This window comes from Pseudomonas sp. XS1P51, from assembly GCF_054897845.1.
In genome coordinates this window covers 1,523,941-1,541,958 of sequence record NZ_CM142707.1, presented here as the reverse complement: position 1 = coordinate 1,541,958, position 18,018 = coordinate 1,523,941, and the positions used below count along the sequence as shown (strand labels likewise).

15 protein-coding genes are annotated in these 18,018 nt (G+C 58.6%); 12 read left to right on the top strand and 3 right to left on the bottom strand.

Features of this window, described 5'->3' with window-relative positions:
• Positions 1 to 273 precede the first annotated feature (273 nt).
• The 3 genes from ACYZUD_RS07050 to pgm all read left to right on the top strand — a co-directional run bounded on the left by ACYZUD_RS07050 (position 274) and on the right by pgm (position 4,942).
• Positions 274 to 1,764 (top strand): hypothetical protein, encoded by a 1,491-nt coding sequence (locus ACYZUD_RS07050; protein WP_462023275.1) that lies wholly within the window; start codon positions 274 to 276, stop codon positions 1,762 to 1,764.
• On the top strand, positions 1,761 to 3,161 hold the full coding sequence (locus ACYZUD_RS07045; RefSeq protein ID WP_462025197.1) for an aminotransferase-like domain-containing protein: 1,401 nt from the start codon (positions 1,761 to 1,763) through the stop codon (positions 3,159 to 3,161). Before ACYZUD_RS07050 ends, ACYZUD_RS07045 begins: the two co-directional genes overlap by 4 nt.
• Positions 3,162 to 3,295: 134 nt before the next feature.
• Positions 3,296 to 4,942, top strand: a complete 1,647-nt coding sequence (pgm, locus tag ACYZUD_RS07040; RefSeq protein ID WP_462023274.1) for a phosphoglucomutase (alpha-D-glucose-1,6-bisphosphate-dependent) — start codon at positions 3,296 to 3,298, stop codon at positions 4,940 to 4,942.
• A gap of 213 nt (positions 4,943 to 5,155) precedes the next feature.
• On the opposite strand, the gene ACYZUD_RS07035 is transcribed toward pgm, so the two are convergent.
• Positions 5,156 to 5,851, bottom strand: coding sequence for a pirin family protein (locus ACYZUD_RS07035; RefSeq protein ID WP_462023273.1), 696 nt, complete (start codon positions 5,849 to 5,851; stop codon positions 5,156 to 5,158).
• A gap of 238 nt (positions 5,852 to 6,089) precedes the next feature.
• On the opposite strand from ACYZUD_RS07035, the gene ACYZUD_RS07030 reads away from it, so the two are divergent.
• The gene (locus ACYZUD_RS07030; RefSeq protein ID WP_462023272.1) at positions 6,090 to 8,564 is read left to right on the top strand and encodes a UvrD-helicase domain-containing protein; all 2,475 of its coding nucleotides are present in this window, start codon (positions 6,090 to 6,092) and stop codon (positions 8,562 to 8,564) included.
• Between the two features lie 168 nt (positions 8,565 to 8,732).
• On the opposite strand, the gene ACYZUD_RS07025 is transcribed toward ACYZUD_RS07030, so the two are convergent.
• Both ACYZUD_RS07025 and ACYZUD_RS07020 read right to left on the bottom strand, forming a co-directional pair.
• The gene (locus ACYZUD_RS07025) at positions 8,733 to 9,005 is read right to left on the bottom strand and encodes a DUF1652 domain-containing protein (protein ID WP_462023271.1); all 273 of its coding nucleotides are present in this window, start codon (positions 9,003 to 9,005) and stop codon (positions 8,733 to 8,735) included.
• 42 nt (positions 9,006 to 9,047) lie between these two features.
• The gene (locus ACYZUD_RS07020; RefSeq protein WP_462023270.1) at positions 9,048 to 9,308 is read right to left on the bottom strand and encodes a hypothetical protein; all 261 of its coding nucleotides are present in this window, start codon (positions 9,306 to 9,308) and stop codon (positions 9,048 to 9,050) included.
• On the opposite strand from ACYZUD_RS07020, the gene ACYZUD_RS07015 reads away from it, so the two are divergent.
• The 8 genes from ACYZUD_RS07015 (at position 9,279) to ACYZUD_RS06980 (ending at position 18,015) form a co-directional block, all read left to right on the top strand.
• Positions 9,279 to 10,094: a helix-turn-helix domain-containing protein gene (locus tag ACYZUD_RS07015; RefSeq protein ID WP_462023269.1), complete on the top strand. Its 816-nt coding sequence runs from the start codon at positions 9,279 to 9,281 to the stop codon at positions 10,092 to 10,094. The two genes, ACYZUD_RS07020 and ACYZUD_RS07015, sit on opposite strands and share 30 nt — an antisense overlap.
• Before the next feature lie 50 nt (positions 10,095 to 10,144).
• Positions 10,145 to 11,551, top strand: coding sequence for an NAD(P)/FAD-dependent oxidoreductase (locus ACYZUD_RS07010; protein WP_462023268.1), 1,407 nt, complete (start codon positions 10,145 to 10,147; stop codon positions 11,549 to 11,551).
• A 43-nt stretch (positions 11,552 to 11,594) separates the two neighbouring features.
• The gene (locus ACYZUD_RS07005) at positions 11,595 to 11,936 is read left to right on the top strand and encodes a cupin domain-containing protein (RefSeq protein ID WP_462023267.1); all 342 of its coding nucleotides are present in this window, start codon (positions 11,595 to 11,597) and stop codon (positions 11,934 to 11,936) included.
• Between the two features lie 47 nt (positions 11,937 to 11,983).
• Complete coding sequence (locus ACYZUD_RS07000) at positions 11,984 to 13,069, top strand: polyamine ABC transporter substrate-binding protein (protein ID WP_462023266.1); 1,086 nt, start codon at positions 11,984 to 11,986, stop codon at positions 13,067 to 13,069.
• A gap of 92 nt (positions 13,070 to 13,161) precedes the next feature.
• Entirely contained in the window at positions 13,162 to 13,626 is a 465-nt protein-coding gene (locus ACYZUD_RS06995; protein WP_462023265.1) for an REP-associated tyrosine transposase, read from the top strand.
• Between the two features lie 480 nt (positions 13,627 to 14,106).
• Positions 14,107 to 15,564, top strand: a complete 1,458-nt coding sequence (locus tag ACYZUD_RS06990; protein WP_462023264.1) for a serralysin family metalloprotease — start codon at positions 14,107 to 14,109, stop codon at positions 15,562 to 15,564.
• Between the two features lie 94 nt (positions 15,565 to 15,658).
• On the top strand, positions 15,659 to 16,054 hold the full coding sequence (locus tag ACYZUD_RS06985) for an AprI/Inh family metalloprotease inhibitor (protein ID WP_462023263.1): 396 nt from the start codon (positions 15,659 to 15,661) through the stop codon (positions 16,052 to 16,054).
• 206 nt (positions 16,055 to 16,260) lie between these two features.
• Positions 16,261 to 18,015 (top strand): type I secretion system permease/ATPase, encoded by a 1,755-nt coding sequence (locus tag ACYZUD_RS06980; protein ID WP_462023262.1) that lies wholly within the window; start codon positions 16,261 to 16,263, stop codon positions 18,013 to 18,015.
• Positions 18,016 to 18,018 lie beyond the last annotated feature (3 nt).

Here is an 18,018-nt window from a genome sequence, read left to right as displayed (position 1 = left end):
TCTTTATTTCTTGTGCTACATGTCTGTGGGACGCTGTCGGACATTTCCTAGGATGCCGCACGCAGACGCAAGAGGCCTGTGCCAGCGGGTTTCAAGGCGATCTGCCTCCGTCTGGAATACAGGCCTCGATCGAACATTTCAAATAATTACCAAAAACTTAAGTGTTAGCATTTGGCAATAAAGTCCGGCACTTCAAGCGTGATGGACAATCAATTGCGCAGTGCACGTCATTGTTTGCGCACTATCGAACTTACGCGTATCAGGTAAATAAAGATGACCAATATCCATGACCAAGCGATGAACTATGTCTATCAGCAAGTGCTGCAGCGCTTGCTGAGTTTTTTCTCCCGGGCCGAACGCACGGCATTGCAGCTGATGATTCAGCGCCTGATGGTCGCCGCCGGCGGCATGGAACGTATGGGTGATTACAAGGTGCTGGCAATCCAGTCCGGCTCCCGTGACAGTTGCTACACCCTGGCGCTGCTGCGTGCCGCCCAACTGAGCATTGCCGGTCGGGCTCCCGCGACGTTCCAGTTGCGTGTGGCGTCCTTGCGTTTGAACGGCGCAAGCGCGAAGGCCCTGGAAAACATCCATCGCAGTTACAGTGCCTTGTTCCTCTACGACGATCCCCGGGTCGAAGTGTTGATGGTCGATAATCGGGAAGTCTTGCCGTTCAGCCATCTGGCACCAATCTCCGACGCTGGCCGTGAAGCCAATCGGTTCAACCTGCTGATGGTGGGCCATCGTCGGGTCTGGAACGGGCCGATTGATCTGTGGGACGACGGGTATCTGGCCACCGGCGAGTTCTATGGGCAAATCGCTCGCTGGGACAGCGGCGTCGACGCTTTTATCAGTGGCGACAGTCCCCGCCAGCAGAAGCATTTTCTCGAAGGATTGAAGCGTGCCGCCGCCAAGGCCGGGTTCCAGCCATCGAATCACGTTGAAACGGGCTTTGATGGGCTGTTTGCGCTGCTCGACGAACTGGGCAGCGATTGCTATCGCACGTTTTATGCCGGGCATGACCAGGCGCAGTGGCGGCCCGCCGAACGCTTTGAGGCCTGCCGCCGCACCACGTTCATCGACATTCACGACATGCTGGTCAGCAACCTGGAAGAGCGTTGGCCGCTGCTCACCGAGTTTCTTGGTTTTCAACCGGACGAGCTGGCTGCTCAACTCAGCGACAACGACTACGTCAGTCTTTCGGTCTCCGCGCACGTCAGGGGGTTGCGAGCGTGTTTCGTGCACGGCCGCAGCTACGAGGCGGGTGTCGCCGAATACCTGCAACGGGCCTTGGTAATGATGCGCCGCAAACAACTCCCTGAGCGTTTGTGCGAGCAGGCGGTGGAGGCGTTCGGTAACCCGGCGGCGATGGCCGGGCAGCGCGCGCTGGCAGCGCTCGAGGCCCAAAAAAACCTTGGTTTGAGCGAGGCTCAACTGGTGTGCCTGCTCTTCGCGCCGTTTGTCGACAAGGGGGCGGGGCTGGAGCGGTTTCTGCGCCAGTGCCACCCCGGCATGCTGGTAGCGATGCCCGACCTGCACCGGGCAATGCAGGGCAATCCGGTGCCTGAACAGGTTCTGCAATGGATGGTCGACGTCAGCGGATTGCCTGTCAGCCTGATCGGCCAGCTGTACCGCATGGACCCGGTATGCGGGGTTGAGGGCAGAGGGACTGACCTGGAAATCGGCGGCGCGGGCGTGCAATCCCCAGCACCCGAGTATGGCGATGATGCAGCGGTGGCGGGTGAATGGTCAGCGGGACGTTGAAAGGACCGCGAGAAACCGACTTCGCGTATCAGGCGGTTTACCGCTACCTGACCCACCTGATCAACGAGCCGGTCAGTGACACGCGAGTTCGCCTGCCTTCTTTGCGACAGCTGGCGGACCGTCTGAACGTGTCGATCTCGACCATTCAGTACGCTTACTCGCTGCTGGAGAAGGAAGGGCGTGTCTATTCGGTCGCCAAGTCCGGCTATTACGCGCTGCCGGTGTCCACCATCAACACGCCCGGCAGCGGCAATGACCTGCTCGAAACCGTTTATGTCAATGCCAGGCGTCCCGGAATGCTGGTCTTGAGCGCGGATGAACCGGCACTGCTAAAGCCTCTCGACAGTCCGCTGCTGCTGCTGGAAAGAGAGCTGCTGCGCCAGTACCCGCGCCAGCCGCAAGCGCCTTCGCAACCGTGCGGCGAACTGGAGCTGCGAACCGCTCTGGCGGCGCGCTACACCCGCTCACCGGTGCGCTGCTGGCATGCCGACGATGTCTATATCGGCGCCGACCTTCGCGGTGTCCTGGAAATACTGATTGCCGTGCTGTGCCTCAAGGACGCCACCGTGGTGGTCGAGTCGCCGTGCGACTGGACGATTCTGCGTTTGCTCCAGGCAGCGGATGTGCAGGTGATCGAGTTGCCGGTGCAAGCCAACGACGGTCTGGACCTCGAGCAGCTCAAGGAACTGCTGGAGACCAGGCCGGTGCGACTGGTGATGCTGTCATCCGGGTTGAACATGCCCCGGGGCAGCCTGGCGCCCGACGACAACCGGCAAGCCATCGCGCAGTTGCTGGAACGGCACGGCAGCTGGGTGTTGGAAAACGACTGTTACGGCGAACTCGGATTCGAGCCGGATGGCCTGCGGTTCCGCGATCTGCTGGACCCGGACCGGCTGATCGTGTTTTCCACGTTCGAGAAAACCATCGGGCCGGAGGCACCATACGGCTACCTGCTCTCGCGGCATTTCCGCGCCGAACTGCAACGGCACTTTCTGCTGCGTTCGTTCCGTCTGTCACCGATTCGCCAGAAAGCCATCGCACGGTTGTATTGCAATGGCCGTATCGACCAGCACCTTCAGGTATTGCGGCGGTTGCTCAAGGACCGCAAGGTGCAGATGACACAGCTGCTGCAGGAACGTCTGGGCGATGCTTTGCAGTTCGTCGAACCTCAGGGCGGAGCGACGATCTGGGTGCGCTCGCTGCGCCAGGTTGATGTGCGTCGGGTGTTCCAGCGCTTGCTCAAACACCATGTGGTGATCGCACCGGGAGAACTGTTCAGCCTTCAGGGGCTGCATGCGCAGCACTTGCGACTGAGCCATACGTTTGGCGGCGACCACGACCTCGGCGGCGCATTGAGCTTGCTGGGGGATGCCTTGCGTCTGGAGTCGCTCGACTGAGCATCGCCGCGAAACCTCCTTGGCCACTGGAGATTTATAACGTCGCGCTCTGGGATCGATAACATCGCGCTATGGTCAAACTGCCAGTAAACTGCGTTCCAATTCCTGAACCACTCTATTCCAGAGGTTTTGCAATGACACTCAGTCCTTTTGCGGGCAAACCGGCACCGGCAGAATTGTTGGTCGACATCCCGCGACTGGTAACGGCTTATTACACCGGCCAGCCTGATGCCGCCATCTCCACCCAGCGCGTTGCCTTCGGCACGTCCGGGCACCGAGGCAGCTCGTTCGACTTGAGTTTCAACGAATGGCACGTTCTGGCGATCAGCCAGGCGATCTGCCTGTACCGCGAAGCCCAGGGCATCGACGGTCCGCTGTTCGTCGGCATCGACACCCACGCGCTGTCCACGCCGGCCGGCGCCAGCGCTCTCGAAGTACTGGCTGCCAACGGCGTGACGGTGATGATTGCCGAAGGCGACGAATACACGCCGACGCCGGCGATTTCCCACGCGATTCTCTGCTACAACCGCGGGCGTACCTCGGGCCTGGCGGACGGCATCGTCATCACGCCGTCCCACAACCCGCCGCAAAGCGGTGGCTACAAATACAACCCTACCAACGGCGGCCCGGCCGATACCCACATCACCAAGTGGATCGAAGCCAAGGCCAACGAACTGCTGAGCAACAAGCTCGCCGGCGTCAAACGCATCAGCTACGAACAGGCGCTGAAGGCCAGCACCACCCATCGCCACGATTACCTCAATACCTATGTCGCCGACCTGATCAACGTGATCGACTTCGACGCCATCCGCGATGCCAAGCTGCGTCTGGGTGTCGATCCGCTGGGCGGAGCAGGGGTGCGCTACTGGTCGGCGATTGCCGAGCATTACCGCCTGGATCTGGACGTGGTCAATAAACAGGTCGACCCGACGTTCCGCTTCATGACCGTCGACTGGGATGGCCAGATCCGCATGGACCCATCGTCCAGCCACGCCATGCAAGGCCTGATCGGTTTGAAAGAGCGTTTCGACGTGGCGTTCGCCTGCGATCCGGATCACGACCGTCATGGCATCGTGACCCCGTCCGGTGGTTTGCTGGCGCCGAACAGCTACCTCGCCGTGTCCATCGACTATCTGTTCCAGAACCGTCCGCACTGGCGCGCCGATGCGGCCGTGGGCAAAACCGTGGTCAGCAGTGGTTTGATCGATCGTGTCGCCAAGCGTTTGGGTCGTCGCCTGTACGAAGTGCCGGTCGGTTTCAAATGGTTTGCCGACGGTCTGTTCGACGGTTCTTTGGGCTTTGGTGGCGAAGAAAGCGCCGGCGCGTCGTTCCTGCGCAAGGATGGTGGCGTGTGGAGTACCGACAAGGACGGCTTGATTCCGGCACTGCTGGCCGCTGAAATGACCGCTCGTACCGGTCGTGATCCAAGCCAGGCTTATCGCGCCTTGACCGATGAACTGGGCGAACCGTTCTCGGTCCGGGTCGATGCCAAGGCCAACCCGGAACAGAAAGCACTGCTGAGCAAACTGTCGCCGGACCAGGTCACTTCGACCCAACTGGCAGGTGAAGCGATTCAAAGCATCCTCAGCCACGCACCGGGTAACGATCAGGCCATCGGCGGCCTGAAAGTCATGACCGAGAATGGCTGGTTTGCGGCGCGTCCGTCGGGCACTGAAGACATCTACAAGATCTACGCCGAGAGCTTCGTCAGTGACGAACACCTCAAGCAACTGGTTGCGGAGGCCCAGACCCTGGTGGATAGCGCGATTTCTGCAAAGTGATTGAGGGCCCTGTAGCGAGGGGGCTTGCCCCCGCTGGGTTGCGAAGCGACCCCATCCCGGTCATTGCGATGCTGCAGACAGATTGCAAGCGCCGCTTTGCGACTGCTTCGCAGCCGAACGGGGCGGTCCGACAAGCCCCCTCGCCACAATGGCTACGTATACAAAAGGGGCGACCACTGATGGTCGCCCCTTTTTTGCCCTGCATTTACCCGATCAAGCCACATCCACCAGTACGATTTCACTGTCCTCAATGGCGGTCACCCGCAACACCTGCTCATCGGCAATCGCAATGCCGTCTCGAGCTTGTGCGCGCAACCCATTGACTTCAATGACACCCGTCGCCGGAACCAGGTACGCACGGCGGCCATTGTCCAGGCGATACTCGGCGGACTCGCCGGCTTTCAGGTTCGCCGCCACCAGCCGTGCATCGGCACGAATCCGCAGGCTTTGATCGTCGCCAGCCTTGCCGCTGGCCAGAGTCACGAACCCTTCGCGCTGGCCTTTAGGGAAAGGCTTGGCGCCCCAGGACGGTGCCAGACCGGATTCGTTGGGGATGATCCAGATCTGGAAAATCTTGGTCGGGGTCGCTTCCAGGTTGTATTCGCTGTGGGCAATGCCGGTGCCTGCACTCATGACCTGAACGTCGCCCGCTTCGGTACGACCCTTGTTGCCGAGGTTGTCCTCATGGGTAATCGCACCTTCACGCACATAAGTGATGATTTCCATGTCCCGGTGCGGGTGTTTCGGGAAACCGGTGCCAGAGGCGATCACGTCATCGTTCCACACTCGCAGGTTGCCCCAGTTCATGCGGTTGGCGTCATGGTACTCGGCGAACGAAAAGTGGTGATGAGCATCCAACCAGCCATGGTTGGCGCCGCCCAGGGAGGTGAAAGGTCTGAGTTCAAGCATGATCGTCTCCGGAAAGGGTTGGTTAATGGCGAGCATCATCTATCAGGCACTCATCGATAAAAAGCGTAAAAAATGCCTCAATACAATCGAATTAACTGATATCAAATAACCTCGAAACTTTCTCATCCAGCCTTCACTTCATCGCATAAGCCAATGACCTGTAAGCATTTCACTAGAACTGAACGGCAAATGCAGACACCATAGCCCTCAACAGCCTCACACCCTGGAGACAGTCCGCGTGCCGCAACACACCCCCGATCTTCCTCCTGAACTTCGTCCCCTGGCCGAGATGCCACTGCTCAAGCGTCTGGCTGCCAGGTTCTTTGGCCACGGCCTGACCCGCCTGCGCGCGCAGCACCGTGCGTCGTGGCTACATGGGCAAGCCGATGGCTTCCGCAGCGGTCACAGCGCCGGGGTGGATTACGGCTACAAAGAAGGCAAACTCGAGGGGCTGGAAGAAGGTCGGCAGGTATTGCTGATCCGCGACTCGCGGTCCACCGAGCACCGGCCGCCCAACGTCGACGATCATCTGTTCGACGACTGGCGCCTGCCCTTGAGCGCCGAGGTGAAGAAGCGCATGAAGGCCGATGTCGCCCGGTTGTTGGCGCCTCACGCCCAGCCCAGCGCCGCACAATGGAAAATGATCTTCAGCGATACGCCGTCGACTTCGGTGATTGCCGGCGCAGGTGCCGGCAAATCAACCACGTTGGTGCTGCGCATTTTGCTGCTGACTCATTATCTGGGCTTTGAGTTGAGTTCGATGACCGTGGTGACGTTTACCAGGGAGTCGCGCAAGGACTTCATCAATAAGTTGATCGAGTTGTTTGCACTCTGGGGTCGGGCGCTCAGCTTTAAGGAGGCGCGGGATCTGGTGCGCACCTTTCATTCGCGAATCCTGCCGATGGTCCGCAGCCTGCCGGGTTTTGAGCGCCTGCAAGCCTTTGAAAACCTCAGTAACCGGGTGCAAGGCAGCGACGAGGAGGTCGACAGCAATCCGTTCGACCTGCGAATCAACGACACGCAGCGTCAGCAACTCAATGCCTGTTATCACAGCCTGCACACGCGTGATGAGCGTTTTCGCGAACTGATCAAGCCTTTGTCCCGCCACGCCTTGCAACTCAAGGAGCTGGAGCGCGATCACCCGGACGTGCAGAAACGTATGGCCGTGACCGAACTGGCGGCCAAACGCGATGAAGAACTCTGCGACACCATCGAGGATTTGTGGTTTCGCGCAGGGGCCTGGCCCATCAAAGGCATCGAGCCCAATCGCCAGTCATTCGATATCAACGGTTCCACCTTTCATTGTCATGGCTATATTCCGACTCTGGATGCCTGGGTGGTGCTGGGTTTCGATCCGCGGGAAAACCCCCAGCTCAGCCGCCCCAACGCCAAGTTGAGCGTGCGCGCGGAGTGGGCGGTAAAGCGCACCCTGTTTCAAGCTTTCTGTCGTAAGTCACTGATATGGCTTGATAGTTATGAGTCGTCAAAGCGTGTATTGGCGTCTCTGGCAGGCGATGCCAGCGCGGGTCCGGGCTTCGATTACAAGGTCAAGGGCGAGCTTGCTTCCGCGCCGCTGCTGGATTGTTTTGTCGCCGCAGCGGGGTTTATCGAGAACCTTGGCCTGGATGTTCCGAATGCCGTGGGCCAGATGAGCTTTGCCAAGGATGATCCGGACCGGTTTTTCTTCGAGGCCTTGAGCCTGTTCTGGCGAGCACTGGAAGATCATCTGCTTGACCAGAAGCCGCCAGTGATGACCTACAACCGGATGTTCGCCCTGTTCAGCGAGCATTCCCCGGAAAACCTGAAACTGCTGAGCGATGAACTGCTGCGGCCGTTGTCGCACCTGATGATCGACGAATTTCAGGACGTATCACCGCAAATCGTTTCCTGGATTCGTGCCAGCCTGGCCGAGATTCGCCGTCGCGGCCCCGCCATGCACGTCGGGCGCGCCGCCCAGCGTTCGTCATTGCTCTGCGTGGGTGATGACTGGCAATCGATCTACGGCTGGCGGGGTAGTTCGCCGACGTATTTCATGGAGTTCAACAAGGAGTTCCCATCGCCGAGCACGACCAAAGTCATGCTCAGCGACAACTATCGCAGCCATCAGCACATCATCGATGCTGCCGAACATATCGTTCGGGCGGCGCCGGCGATTGCCGGCAAGAAAGCCAAGGCCAGTGGCGAGCCGAAGGCGTTGCTGCCTGTGAATGTGCTCGATCGGGACGACCAGGGCATGGCGAATCGCTTGATGGAGCATTACAGACGGGGTGATTCAATCTTGATGCTTTATCGAAAAAGTAGCGATAAGTTATTGATAGAAGATCATATTAAGTCTGTAGTTAATGTTGATTCTAGTTTGCCGTACGACGCCCGGCGGTTGAAACAACTGACCTATCACAGCGCAAAAGGCCTTCAGGCCGACGCCGTGTTTCTGCTGGGTGATTGTCAGCACCTGACCAGTTCACCTTACAAGAATCAGGTTTACCGCATGGCGGGACTGGGCAAGGCTGGCGACAGCGAAGCTTACGACAGCGCACAGAAAGACGAGATTCTGCGACTGGCGTACGTTGGTATTACCCGGGCAGTCAGTCATTGCTACTGGTATGTCGATGGCCAGGACACCCAGGCGGCCAACATGCCCAAGGCGTCTGACCGCATTGGCAAGGGCAAGGCGTTTTTTGCCGATCATCGACAGGGGAAAACGTTGGCGTGAACCTTAAAGGATCGCAGCCTCGTTTCACTCGACAGCTCCTACAGGGAAGCGCCAAACCCATGTAGGAGCTGTCGAGTGAAACGAGGCTGCGATCTTTCGATCTTCAGGACGAGACACTTGCCCATAAAAAAGCCCACATAAGTGGGCTTTTTGTTGAGTGTTGCGCCTTCAGGCAAAACTCCTGAGGGCCACTGGCGGAATAAAAGCCTCAAGCTCATCCTCCACCGCTTCGATTATTCGCTCCACATCCGCGGCATTCATGACCGTCGCGCAAGGAATACCGGCGATGGCGATCATGGTCTCGCCACTGGCACGGTCAAACAGACGGGCAATCATGCTGCCCGGGGCGTCCATGCTCGCCTCAAAACCCATGGGATGAAAATGCCAGCGCATCAGCTGGCAGGCGTTTGGAAAGGTGACCTTGCTAAACCCTTTATTCATGTGTAGCCCGCCTTCTTCATCGAGCGCTTCCGTTAGCTCATGTTAGGAGGGAAGAGCCTTCAATGGCTCAACCGGTGACTGCTTTAAAAGTAGCATCCAGATGTGAAAATCTTGTTTTTTTTTCAGTCCGTTTAGCGATTGGTTCAGTTTTTTTTGATGCAAGTCACCGCGAGGCGGTTTTTCGGCAAATGGCCAGTACTGCTTGGCCATTCTTTCGCCATTGAAGCCGAGGCAGAACTTCGGCAAGCTCGGCTTTTTCTCGTCGAGTCCTTTATGCACGCCGATGATGATGGTCCGCTGCAAGCCCAGGCCACGGGCGAGACGGTCATGCGCTACCACTTGCGCTGGAAACACCGGGATCTGGACGGTGTCATGGCGTTGTATCACCCCGACGTTCAATACAACGACTTCTTCCAGAACCGTGTGATGGGGCTGGATGAATTGCGTGAGTACGTGCGCAGCAGCATGCCCCGCGACCCGGATGAAGCCCTGGAGCACTCGGACCGTATTCGTCTGGACGGCAACACCGCGTTCATTCAATACCGCATCACCCTGCGCGGCGGCGAAGGGCTGGTGTCGTTCCGGGCCAGCGAGGCGATAACCGTACGTGATGGCCTGATCTGGCGGGTCAACGAATACGCCTCGCTTATGCATGAGCAGCCCCCCCGCAAAACCGCCAGCAACCAACGCCCGGCAGTCAGTCGGCTTGGGTTGTCGCCGCGTCAGCTGAGTTTCATGGCTGAAGACTTGCAGCAGTATTTTCAGCGTCAGCAACCTTATCTGGACCCTGAGCTCGACCTGCAACGGGTGGCGAAGGAGTGCGGGTACAGCCGCAATCAGATTTCCTATCTGCTCAATCAGGTGCTCGGTCAGAGCTTCTACCGCTACGTTAACCAGGCGCGGTTGCAGCATTTGCTCGCCGCGCTGGACAGCGCCACGCTGCCGTTGCGCATCGATGAACTGGCCTTTGCCGCCGGCTTCAACTCGCTTTCGGCGTTCTACAGCTGTTTCCGCCAGCATACGGGCCTGTCACCGAAGGCCTACGCCAAACAAATTTCTTTGCGTGCACGCGCGCAAGACAGCCGCTGAGGCCGCGCACTAGGATCAACGCCATCGAAGTTTGAGTGGCGGAGTCTTGCATGCCGGCGTGGCGCACGATCAGTTTGTGGATGGATCAGCTCGACGAGCCCTTGCTGGCGCGTCCGGCGCTGGAACAGGATCTGGATATCGACGTCGCCATTATTGGCGCGGGGTACACCGGGCTCTGGACCGCGTACTACCTCAAACGCCTGGCCCCCGGCCTGAACATCGCTATCGTAGAAGCGCAGACCGCCGGTTTTGGTGCCTCCGGGCGCAATGGCGGCTGGCTGATGGGGAACATACTGGGCGAAGATCGCCTGCTTGCCGATTTGCCACCCGAGCAGCGCCGGGCTTCTTTCGATCTGCTGCACGGCATTCCTGATGAAGTCGAAATTGTCCTCGAACGTGAAGGCATCGACTGCGATTACCGCAAAGGCGGGGCGTTGTATTGCGCCGCGCGTTATCCAGAACAGGAAGCCAGCCTGCGGCACTACCTGGACAAGCTCTACCGCCAGGGCCTGACCGAAAGCGATTACCGCTGGCTCAGCCCCGAGCAGTTGGCGCAACAGATCAGAGTGGTCAAACCTTATGGCGGTATCTATGCACCGCACGTCGCAACCATTCACCCGGCAAAGTTGGTACGAGGTCTGGCCCGGACGGTGGAGCGCATGGGCGTCAGGATTTACGAGAACAGCCCGGTCACCCACTGGCAGTCGGGCAGTCTGCGCACGGCGAAAGCCGAGGTACGCAGCCGCTGGATCGTACCGGCGGTAGAAGGTTACGCGGTCACCTTGCCGCCGTTGGGGCGTTATCAGTTGCCGGTGCAGAGCCTGATCGTGGCCACAGAACCTCTGTCCGCTGCGACCTGGGACGAAATCGGTCTGAATCGCGGCCAGGCATTCAGCGAAAGCAGTCGCCAGGTCACTTATGGCCAGCGCACCGCTGACAATCGCTTGGTGTTCGGCGCACGGGGCGGTTATCAGTTCGCCGGCAAGCTGCGCCATGACTTCGACTTGACCACCAGCGAAGTGGAACTGCGACGCTATCTGTTTGGTGAGCTCTTCCCGCAACTCAAGAGCGTACGGATCACCCATGCCTGGGGCGGAAACCTGGGCATGTCCCGGCGATTCAAACCGCACATGCTCTGTGATCACGCCAGCGGCATCGCCTTGTCCGGCGGCTATGGCGGGGAGGGCGTCGGTGCCAGCAATCTGGGCGGACGGACCCTGGCGGACCTGATTCTGCAGCGCGACACCGAGCTGGTGCGCCAGCCGTGGGTCATTCCCCAAGGTGGTCTCGACGCCCTCAGGGCCTGGGAGCCGGAACCCTGCCGCTGGCTCGGCTACAACGCGATCATCCGCAGCTTCGTCCACGAAGACCAGACCCTGGCCAACCCGGCCACCGCGCCGTGGCGCCGCAAACTGGCCAGCGGTGTGGCGGGGTTCATGGAAGGTTTCATGCAGTAAACCGCGCACTCTTCATCGACAGGCTTCATCGACAGGTAATCCCATGAGCATCACCCAATTCAAGAACACTGCAGCCCTGAAACTGGAAGAGTCGAACCCGGTCGCCGTGCCGTTGGGTACGCCGGTGGCGGTGGCTTCGACCACCAGCGTCGAACGCGACGACGGCGTCGAAACCGGCGTCTGGGAATGCACCCCCGGCCGCTGGCGCCGGCAGATCGTTGCCCAGGAATTCTGTCACTTCGTCCAGGGGCGCTGCACCTTCACCCCGGACGACGGGGAAACCCTGCACATAGAAGCCGGCGATGCACTGATGTTGCCAGCCAACAGCCTCGGTATCTGGGACATCCAGGAAACCGTGCGCAAGACCTACGTTTTGATTTTTTGATCCTCTGATTGCCTGCCAACAAAAACAACCCATCCAGGAATCGACTCATGATCCGAAAGACACTGACTCTGGCACCGTTGATGCTCGTCGCTTCACTCAGTCAGGCGGCCGAGACCGTCAAGATCTACAACTGGTCGGACTACATCGCGCCGGACACCACCCAAAACTTCCAGAAAGAAACCGGCATCGCTTTCAGCTACGACGTCTACGACAGCAACGAAACCCTCGATGGCAAGTTGATGACCGGTAAATCCGGGTACGACGTGGTATTCCCGTCCAACCACTTCATGGCGCGACAGATTCAGGGCGGAGCCCTGAAGAAACTCGACAAAAGCCAATTGCCGAACTGGAAAAACCTTAATCCGGTGCTGCTCAAAGCCCTGCAAACCAACGATCCGGGTAATGAACACGGCTTCCCGTACCTGTGGGGCAGCACCGGCATCGGCTACAACATCGCCAAGGTCAAAGCCGTGTTGGGCGACAACGCTCCGGTGGATTCCTGGGACCTGATCTTCAAACCCGAGAACATGGCAAAACTGCAGAAGTGCGGCGTAGCCATCCTCGACAACGGCCCGGAACTGTTGCCCGCAGCGCTGAACTACCTGGGGCTGCCGCATCACAGTAAAAACCCGGAAGACTATAAAAAAGCCGAAGCGCTGCTGATGAAAGTCCGGCCGTATGTCAGCTATTTCCACTCGTCCAAGTACACCAGCGACCTGGCCAACGGCGATATCTGCGTTGCAGTTGGTTTCTCCGGCGACATCCTGCAAGCCGAAAACCGCGCCAAAGAAGCCAAGAACGGCGTCGACATCGGCTACTCGATTCCCAAGGAAGGCGCCGCCATCTGGTTCGACATGGTCGCCATGCCCGCCGATGCCCCGGACGAAAAGGCCGGCTACGCGTTCATAAACTACCTGCTGCGCCCCGACGTCATGGCCAGCATCAGCAACTACGTGCACTACGCCAACGGCAATGAACAGGCTGACAGCCTGATCGACCCGGCGATCAAGAACGACACCAAGGTCTATCCGAGCCCGGAAATGATGGGGAAATTGTTCGCACTGGAGGCGATGCCGTTGAACATTGACCGGATTCGGACGCGGGTGTGGAACAAGATTCGGACGGGGAGTTGATGGGTCATATTCTGTAGCCATTGGTCCCCGTCAGACTGGCTAGTAACGCTGTAGATTCCAGGCCTCCGTTCGATGGATCAGGAGGCAATGGAATGCCGGTTTGTTCAAATGCGGGTCACCTGCGAATTGGTCGCGTCTCTGAGTCAGGACGTATTTATCTGCTAACGGCTGTCGTTGACCAACGGCAACCGTTTTTTTCTGATTGGCGACTGGGGAGGTTGGTCGTGCAGCAATTACGTCAGGCAGAGGCAGAGGCAGAGGGCTGGGTCGAGTTCTTGACGTGGGTTGTGATGCCAGACCATATGCAGTGTCTGGTGCAGCTACACGAGAAAACGTTGGCCGAGGTGATGTGCCGAATCAAATCCCGGAGCAGTCTGGTGGTGAATCAAGCATTAGGACGGCGAGGGCGACTGTGGCAGAAGGGCTATCACGATCGTGCGGTCCGACGGGAGGAAGACGTGAAGAATCTTGCCCGATATGTAGTGGCCAATCCGATTCGAGCTGGACTGGTTACACGCGTTCATGATTATCCGCTGTGGGATGCGTGTTGGCTGTGATTGTTGACGACTGCTGCGCAGCCGAACGCAGGCTGCGCCAGCTGCTACAAAAATTGCGGCGTTCGCGAAACCTGTAGCAGCTGCCGAAGGCTGCGTTCGGCTGCGCAGCAGTCGTAAACCCTGCAACCTGGTATTTGATAGATTTAACAGTGATGCCAATTCAATGGCACTTACATGAGTAAGCCCGCGAGAGGGCGGCACCTTCAACAGCAAATACTTACTCTTATTTAATATTTAAATTGCCAATTGTCAGACAATTAGGCGGACTCCTTCGAACTGTAAATAATATTTTCGACAGCGCACGCATTGTTTTCGGGCACATGCTGGAACAACCCAATTTGACGTCAAAAAAACACTAGACGTTTGATTTCAAATTGTGTCAGTTTTCTTTCGCCTTCATTGGGCGAGTGATAGGACGATCTCGCCAGAGATTGTTGCTATTAAAAAAACTGTTCCATAGCCAAACAAGGAAGTGTGTTTATGTCGAAAGTAAAAGACAGCGCTATTGATTCCGCCGAACAGGCATTCCAGCCGTTGCAAGCACTGGCAGCCCCCAGTTCCGCGTTCAACCAGATCAATAGCTTCAGCCATCAGTATGACCGTGGCGGTAATCTCACAGTCAATGGCAAAGCCTCCTTCTCCGTCGACCAGGCAGCGACCCAATTGCTGCGCGACGGCGCTGCCTACCAGGACAAGGACGGCAGCGGCAAAATCGAACTGACCTACACGTTCCTGACCTCGGCATCGTCGAGCACCATGAACAAACACGGGATTACCGGGTTCAGCCAGTTCAGCGCCCAACAGAAAGCCCAGGCCGTGCTTGCCATGCAATCCTGGGCCGATGTGGCCAAGGTCACCTTCACGGATAAGGCCAGTGGTGGCGACGGTCACATGACCTTCGGCAACTACAGCGGCGGCCAGGATGGCGCGGCGGCATTTGCTTACCTGCCGGGGACGGGCGCGGGTTATGACGGTACTTCCTGGTACCTGACCAATAGCAGCTACACACCCAACAAGACGCCGGAGCTGAACAACTACGGCCGTCAAACCCTGACCCACGAAATCGGCCACTCTCTGGGCCTGGCTCATCCTGGTGACTACAACGCCGGCGAGGGCGCTCCGACCTACAGCGACGCGTCCTACGGGCAAGACACCCGCGGTTACAGCGTCATGAGTTACTGGAGTGAAAGCAACACCAGCCAGAACTTCAGCAAGGGGGGCGTCGAAGCCTATTCGTCGGGCCCGCTGATGGACGATATCGCGGCCATCCAGAAACTCTACGGTGCCAACACCACCACCCGTACCGGTGACACCACTTACGGCTTCAATTCCAACGCCGGTCGTGACTTCCTGGGCGCGTCTTCTTCGTCGGACAAGGTCGTGTTCTCGGTCTGGGATGCGGGCGGCAAGGATACCCTGGATTTTTCCGGGTTTACTCAAAACCAGAAGATCAACCTCAATGAAGCCTCGTTCTCCGACGTTGGTGGCCTGGTGGGCAACGTGTCCATCGCCAAGGGTGTCACCGTCGAAAACGCCATCGGTGGTTCGGGCAACGATTTGTTGATCGGTAACAACGTGTCCAACGAGCTGAAAGGCGGTGCCGGCAACGACATCCTCTACGGCGCGGGCGGTGCGGACAAGTTGTGGGGCGGCGCAGGCTCGGACACGTTCGTGTTCGCGGCCAGCAGTGACTCCAGACCCGGTGCAATCGACCAGATCCTCGATTTTGTCAGCGGCCTGGACAAGATCGACCTGACCGGCATCACCAACGGCTCAGGGCTGCACTTCGTCAGCGTGTTCTCCGGTGCTGCGGGCGAGGCGGTGTTGAGCAACTCCGGCGGCAACAGCCTGTTGTCGGTGGACTTCTCCGGACACGGCGTGGCTGATTTCCTGGTCAGCACCGTGGGCCAGGCGGCGTTCACCGACATCGCGGCGTGATGTGAAAAAAGGAGGGCGGCGCTTGATGCGCCGCTCTCTTTCCTTGCATCGCCGCACGCTGCGAGTAAGGCTACTTACCGGAGCTCAACGCCCTATGACCCAAAATACCTTTACCTACAGAACGACTGCGTGGCTGTTGGCGACGCTGATGATGTTTCTTGGAGACGTAGCCATGGCAAGCAGCCTGAAATTAGCAGACCCCTCGGAACTGGCCGGCAAGTGGCAGGCCACCTTGAATTCCGCGCCGGACCAACCCTCAAATGTTTGCATGATCAAGCTTCAACCGAACCAGTCTCTGGGCGAAGGTGCCGATTGCCTTGCAGCCTGGCTGGGCGAGCAGGCCATCGGTTGGTTCCCTGAACCGGACGGCATCGCGATCACCGGTAAAGAAGGCTCAAGAATCGTGTTCTTCAGCCGAGAGCATGAGGGGCTTTATAAAAGCACTTTGAGGTCAGGGCTGATCATTACGCTCCAGCGCGCTGCGCAATAAGCGGAAAATGACAGCCTCTTACAGGGCCGAATATAAATCCCTTGATCGCAGTTATAAGCGGCGGATCAATAGTCGGGCTCTTTGTTGAAAAAAAGTTGTTATTAATGTGTAAGCGATAAGCAACTAAGACTGTATCGGCCCGTGTGCGGGTAGTTAATTGGAATCTCGCCAAAGTATGGCGAGTAATATCAGTTCAGGAAAAACCAATGAAGATGGCGAAGGCCCCAGTCACCGCACCGTTAATCAAGGCACTGGGTGACTATAAAAGCATCTTGATCAGCGTCGGTTGTTTTACCGCACTGATCAACGTTCTGATGCTGGTCCCGTCGATTTATATGCTCCAGGTCTATGACCGGGTGCTGTCCTCGCAAAACGAAACCACATTGGCCATGTTGTCGCTGATGGTCGTCGGGTTCTTTGCCTTTATCGGTTTGCTGGAGATTGTTCGCAGCTTTATTGTCATCCGTATCGGCAGCCAACTGGAGCGTCGCTTCAACCTGCGGGTCTATCAGGCGGCGTTTGAGCGCAATTTGTTCAAGAGGGAGGGCAACGCCGGCCAGTCCCTCGCAGACCTGACCCACATTCGCCAATTCGTCACGGGCCCTGCGTTGTTTGCGTTCTTCGATGCACCGTGGTTTCCGGTTTACCTGTTTGTGATTTATCTGTTCAACGTCTGGCTCGGGGTGTTTGCCACTGCCGGTGCGCTGCTGCTGATCGGGCTGGCCTGCCTCAATGAGGCCATGACCAAAAAGCCTTTGGGCGAAGCCGCGCTTTTTTCCCAGAAATCCAGCCAACTGGCCACCAGTCATCTGCATAACGCTGAAACCATTCAAGCCATGGGCATGCTCGGTGCCTTGCGCAAACGCTGGTTCCAGGTCCATTCGCGGTTCCTCGGCTTGCAGAACCAGGCCAGTGATACCGGCGCAGTCATAAGCTCCCTGAGCAAAACCCTGCGGCTGTGCCTGCAATCCCTGGTGCTGGGCCTTGGTGCCTTGCTGGTGATCAAGGGTGACATGACGGCCGGGATGATGATCGCCGGTTCCATCCTGATGGGCCGCGTACTGAGCCCCATCGATCAATTGATTGCCGTGTGGAAGCAATGGAGCGGCGCCAAACTCGCCTACCGGCGTCTCGATGCGTTGCTGCAAGCCTTTCCACCGAGTGACGAGGCCATGGCGTTGCCGGCGCCGAAGGGGCAGATCACGTTCGAACAAGTCAGTGCCGGTCCTCCGGGGCAACGTGCGGCGACTCTGCACATGGTCAACTTCAGCCTTGGTGCGGGGGAGGTGATGGGGGTACTCGGCGCTTCGGGTTCGGGTAAATCGACGTTGGCCCGAGTGCTGGTCGGCGTGTGGCCGACCCTCGGCGGCACCGTGCGGCTCGACGGCGCGGACATCCATCGCTGGAATCGTGATGACCTCGGCCCCTACATCGGTTATCTGCCGCAGGACATCGAACTGTTCAGCGGCAGCATCGCGCAAAACATCGCCCGATTCCGTGAGGCCGATCCGCAAAAAGTGGTGGAAGCCGCGCAACAGGCCGGCGTTCATGAACTGATCCTGCGCATGCCCCAGGGCTACGACACCGTACTCGGGGAAGACGGCAGCGGTTTATCCGGCGGTCAGAAACAGCGTGTGGCCCTGGCCCGCGCCCTGTACGGAGCGCCGAGCCTGGTGGTGCTGGATGAACCGAACTCCAACCTCGACACCGTGGGTGAAGCGGCGCTGGCCAGCGCTATCGCGCAAATGAAGGCCCAGGGCACCAGCGTGATTCTGGTCACCCATCGTTCCTCGGCGTTGGCCCAGGCCGACAAATTGCTGGTCCTCAACGACGGACGTTTGCAGGCCTTCGGCCCGAGCCAGGACGTGCTCAAGGCGCTGTCCGGTGCTGCTGCGCAAGCACCGGCGGGCCTGAGCATGAGCCGACAGTCTCAGCCGTCGACAAGGAGTTCGGGTGTATGAGTA

What these genes read in the sequence shown, in the direction of transcription:
- ACYZUD_RS06990 (WP_462023264.1), top strand. Translation starts at nt 14,107, where the DNA reads ATGTCGAAAGTAAAAGACAGCGCTATTGATTCCGCCGAACAGGCATTC.
- ACYZUD_RS07015 (WP_462023269.1), top strand. Translation starts at nt 9,279, where the DNA reads ATGCACGCCGATGATGATGGTCCGCTGCAAGCCCAGGCCACGGGCGAG.
- ACYZUD_RS06985 (WP_462023263.1), top strand. Translation starts at nt 15,659, where the DNA reads ATGACCCAAAATACCTTTACCTACAGAACGACTGCGTGGCTGTTGGCG.
- ACYZUD_RS07000 (WP_462023266.1), top strand. Translation starts at nt 11,984, where the DNA reads ATGATCCGAAAGACACTGACTCTGGCACCGTTGATGCTCGTCGCTTCA.
- ACYZUD_RS07010 (WP_462023268.1), top strand. Translation starts at nt 10,145, where the DNA reads ATGCCGGCGTGGCGCACGATCAGTTTGTGGATGGATCAGCTCGACGAG.
- ACYZUD_RS06980 (WP_462023262.1), top strand. Translation starts at nt 16,261, where the DNA reads ATGAAGATGGCGAAGGCCCCAGTCACCGCACCGTTAATCAAGGCACTG.
- pgm (WP_462023274.1), top strand. Translation starts at nt 3,296, where the DNA reads ATGACACTCAGTCCTTTTGCGGGCAAACCGGCACCGGCAGAATTGTTG.
- ACYZUD_RS07050 (WP_462023275.1), top strand. Translation starts at nt 274, where the DNA reads ATGACCAATATCCATGACCAAGCGATGAACTATGTCTATCAGCAAGTG.
- ACYZUD_RS07035 (WP_462023273.1), bottom strand. Translation starts at nt 5,851, where the DNA reads ATGCTTGAACTCAGACCTTTCACCTCCCTGGGCGGCGCCAACCATGGC.
- ACYZUD_RS07005 (WP_462023267.1), top strand. Translation starts at nt 11,595, where the DNA reads ATGAGCATCACCCAATTCAAGAACACTGCAGCCCTGAAACTGGAAGAG.
- ACYZUD_RS06995 (WP_462023265.1), top strand. Translation starts at nt 13,162, where the DNA reads ATGCCGGTTTGTTCAAATGCGGGTCACCTGCGAATTGGTCGCGTCTCT.
- ACYZUD_RS07025 (WP_462023271.1), bottom strand. Translation starts at nt 9,005, where the DNA reads ATGAATAAAGGGTTTAGCAAGGTCACCTTTCCAAACGCCTGCCAGCTG.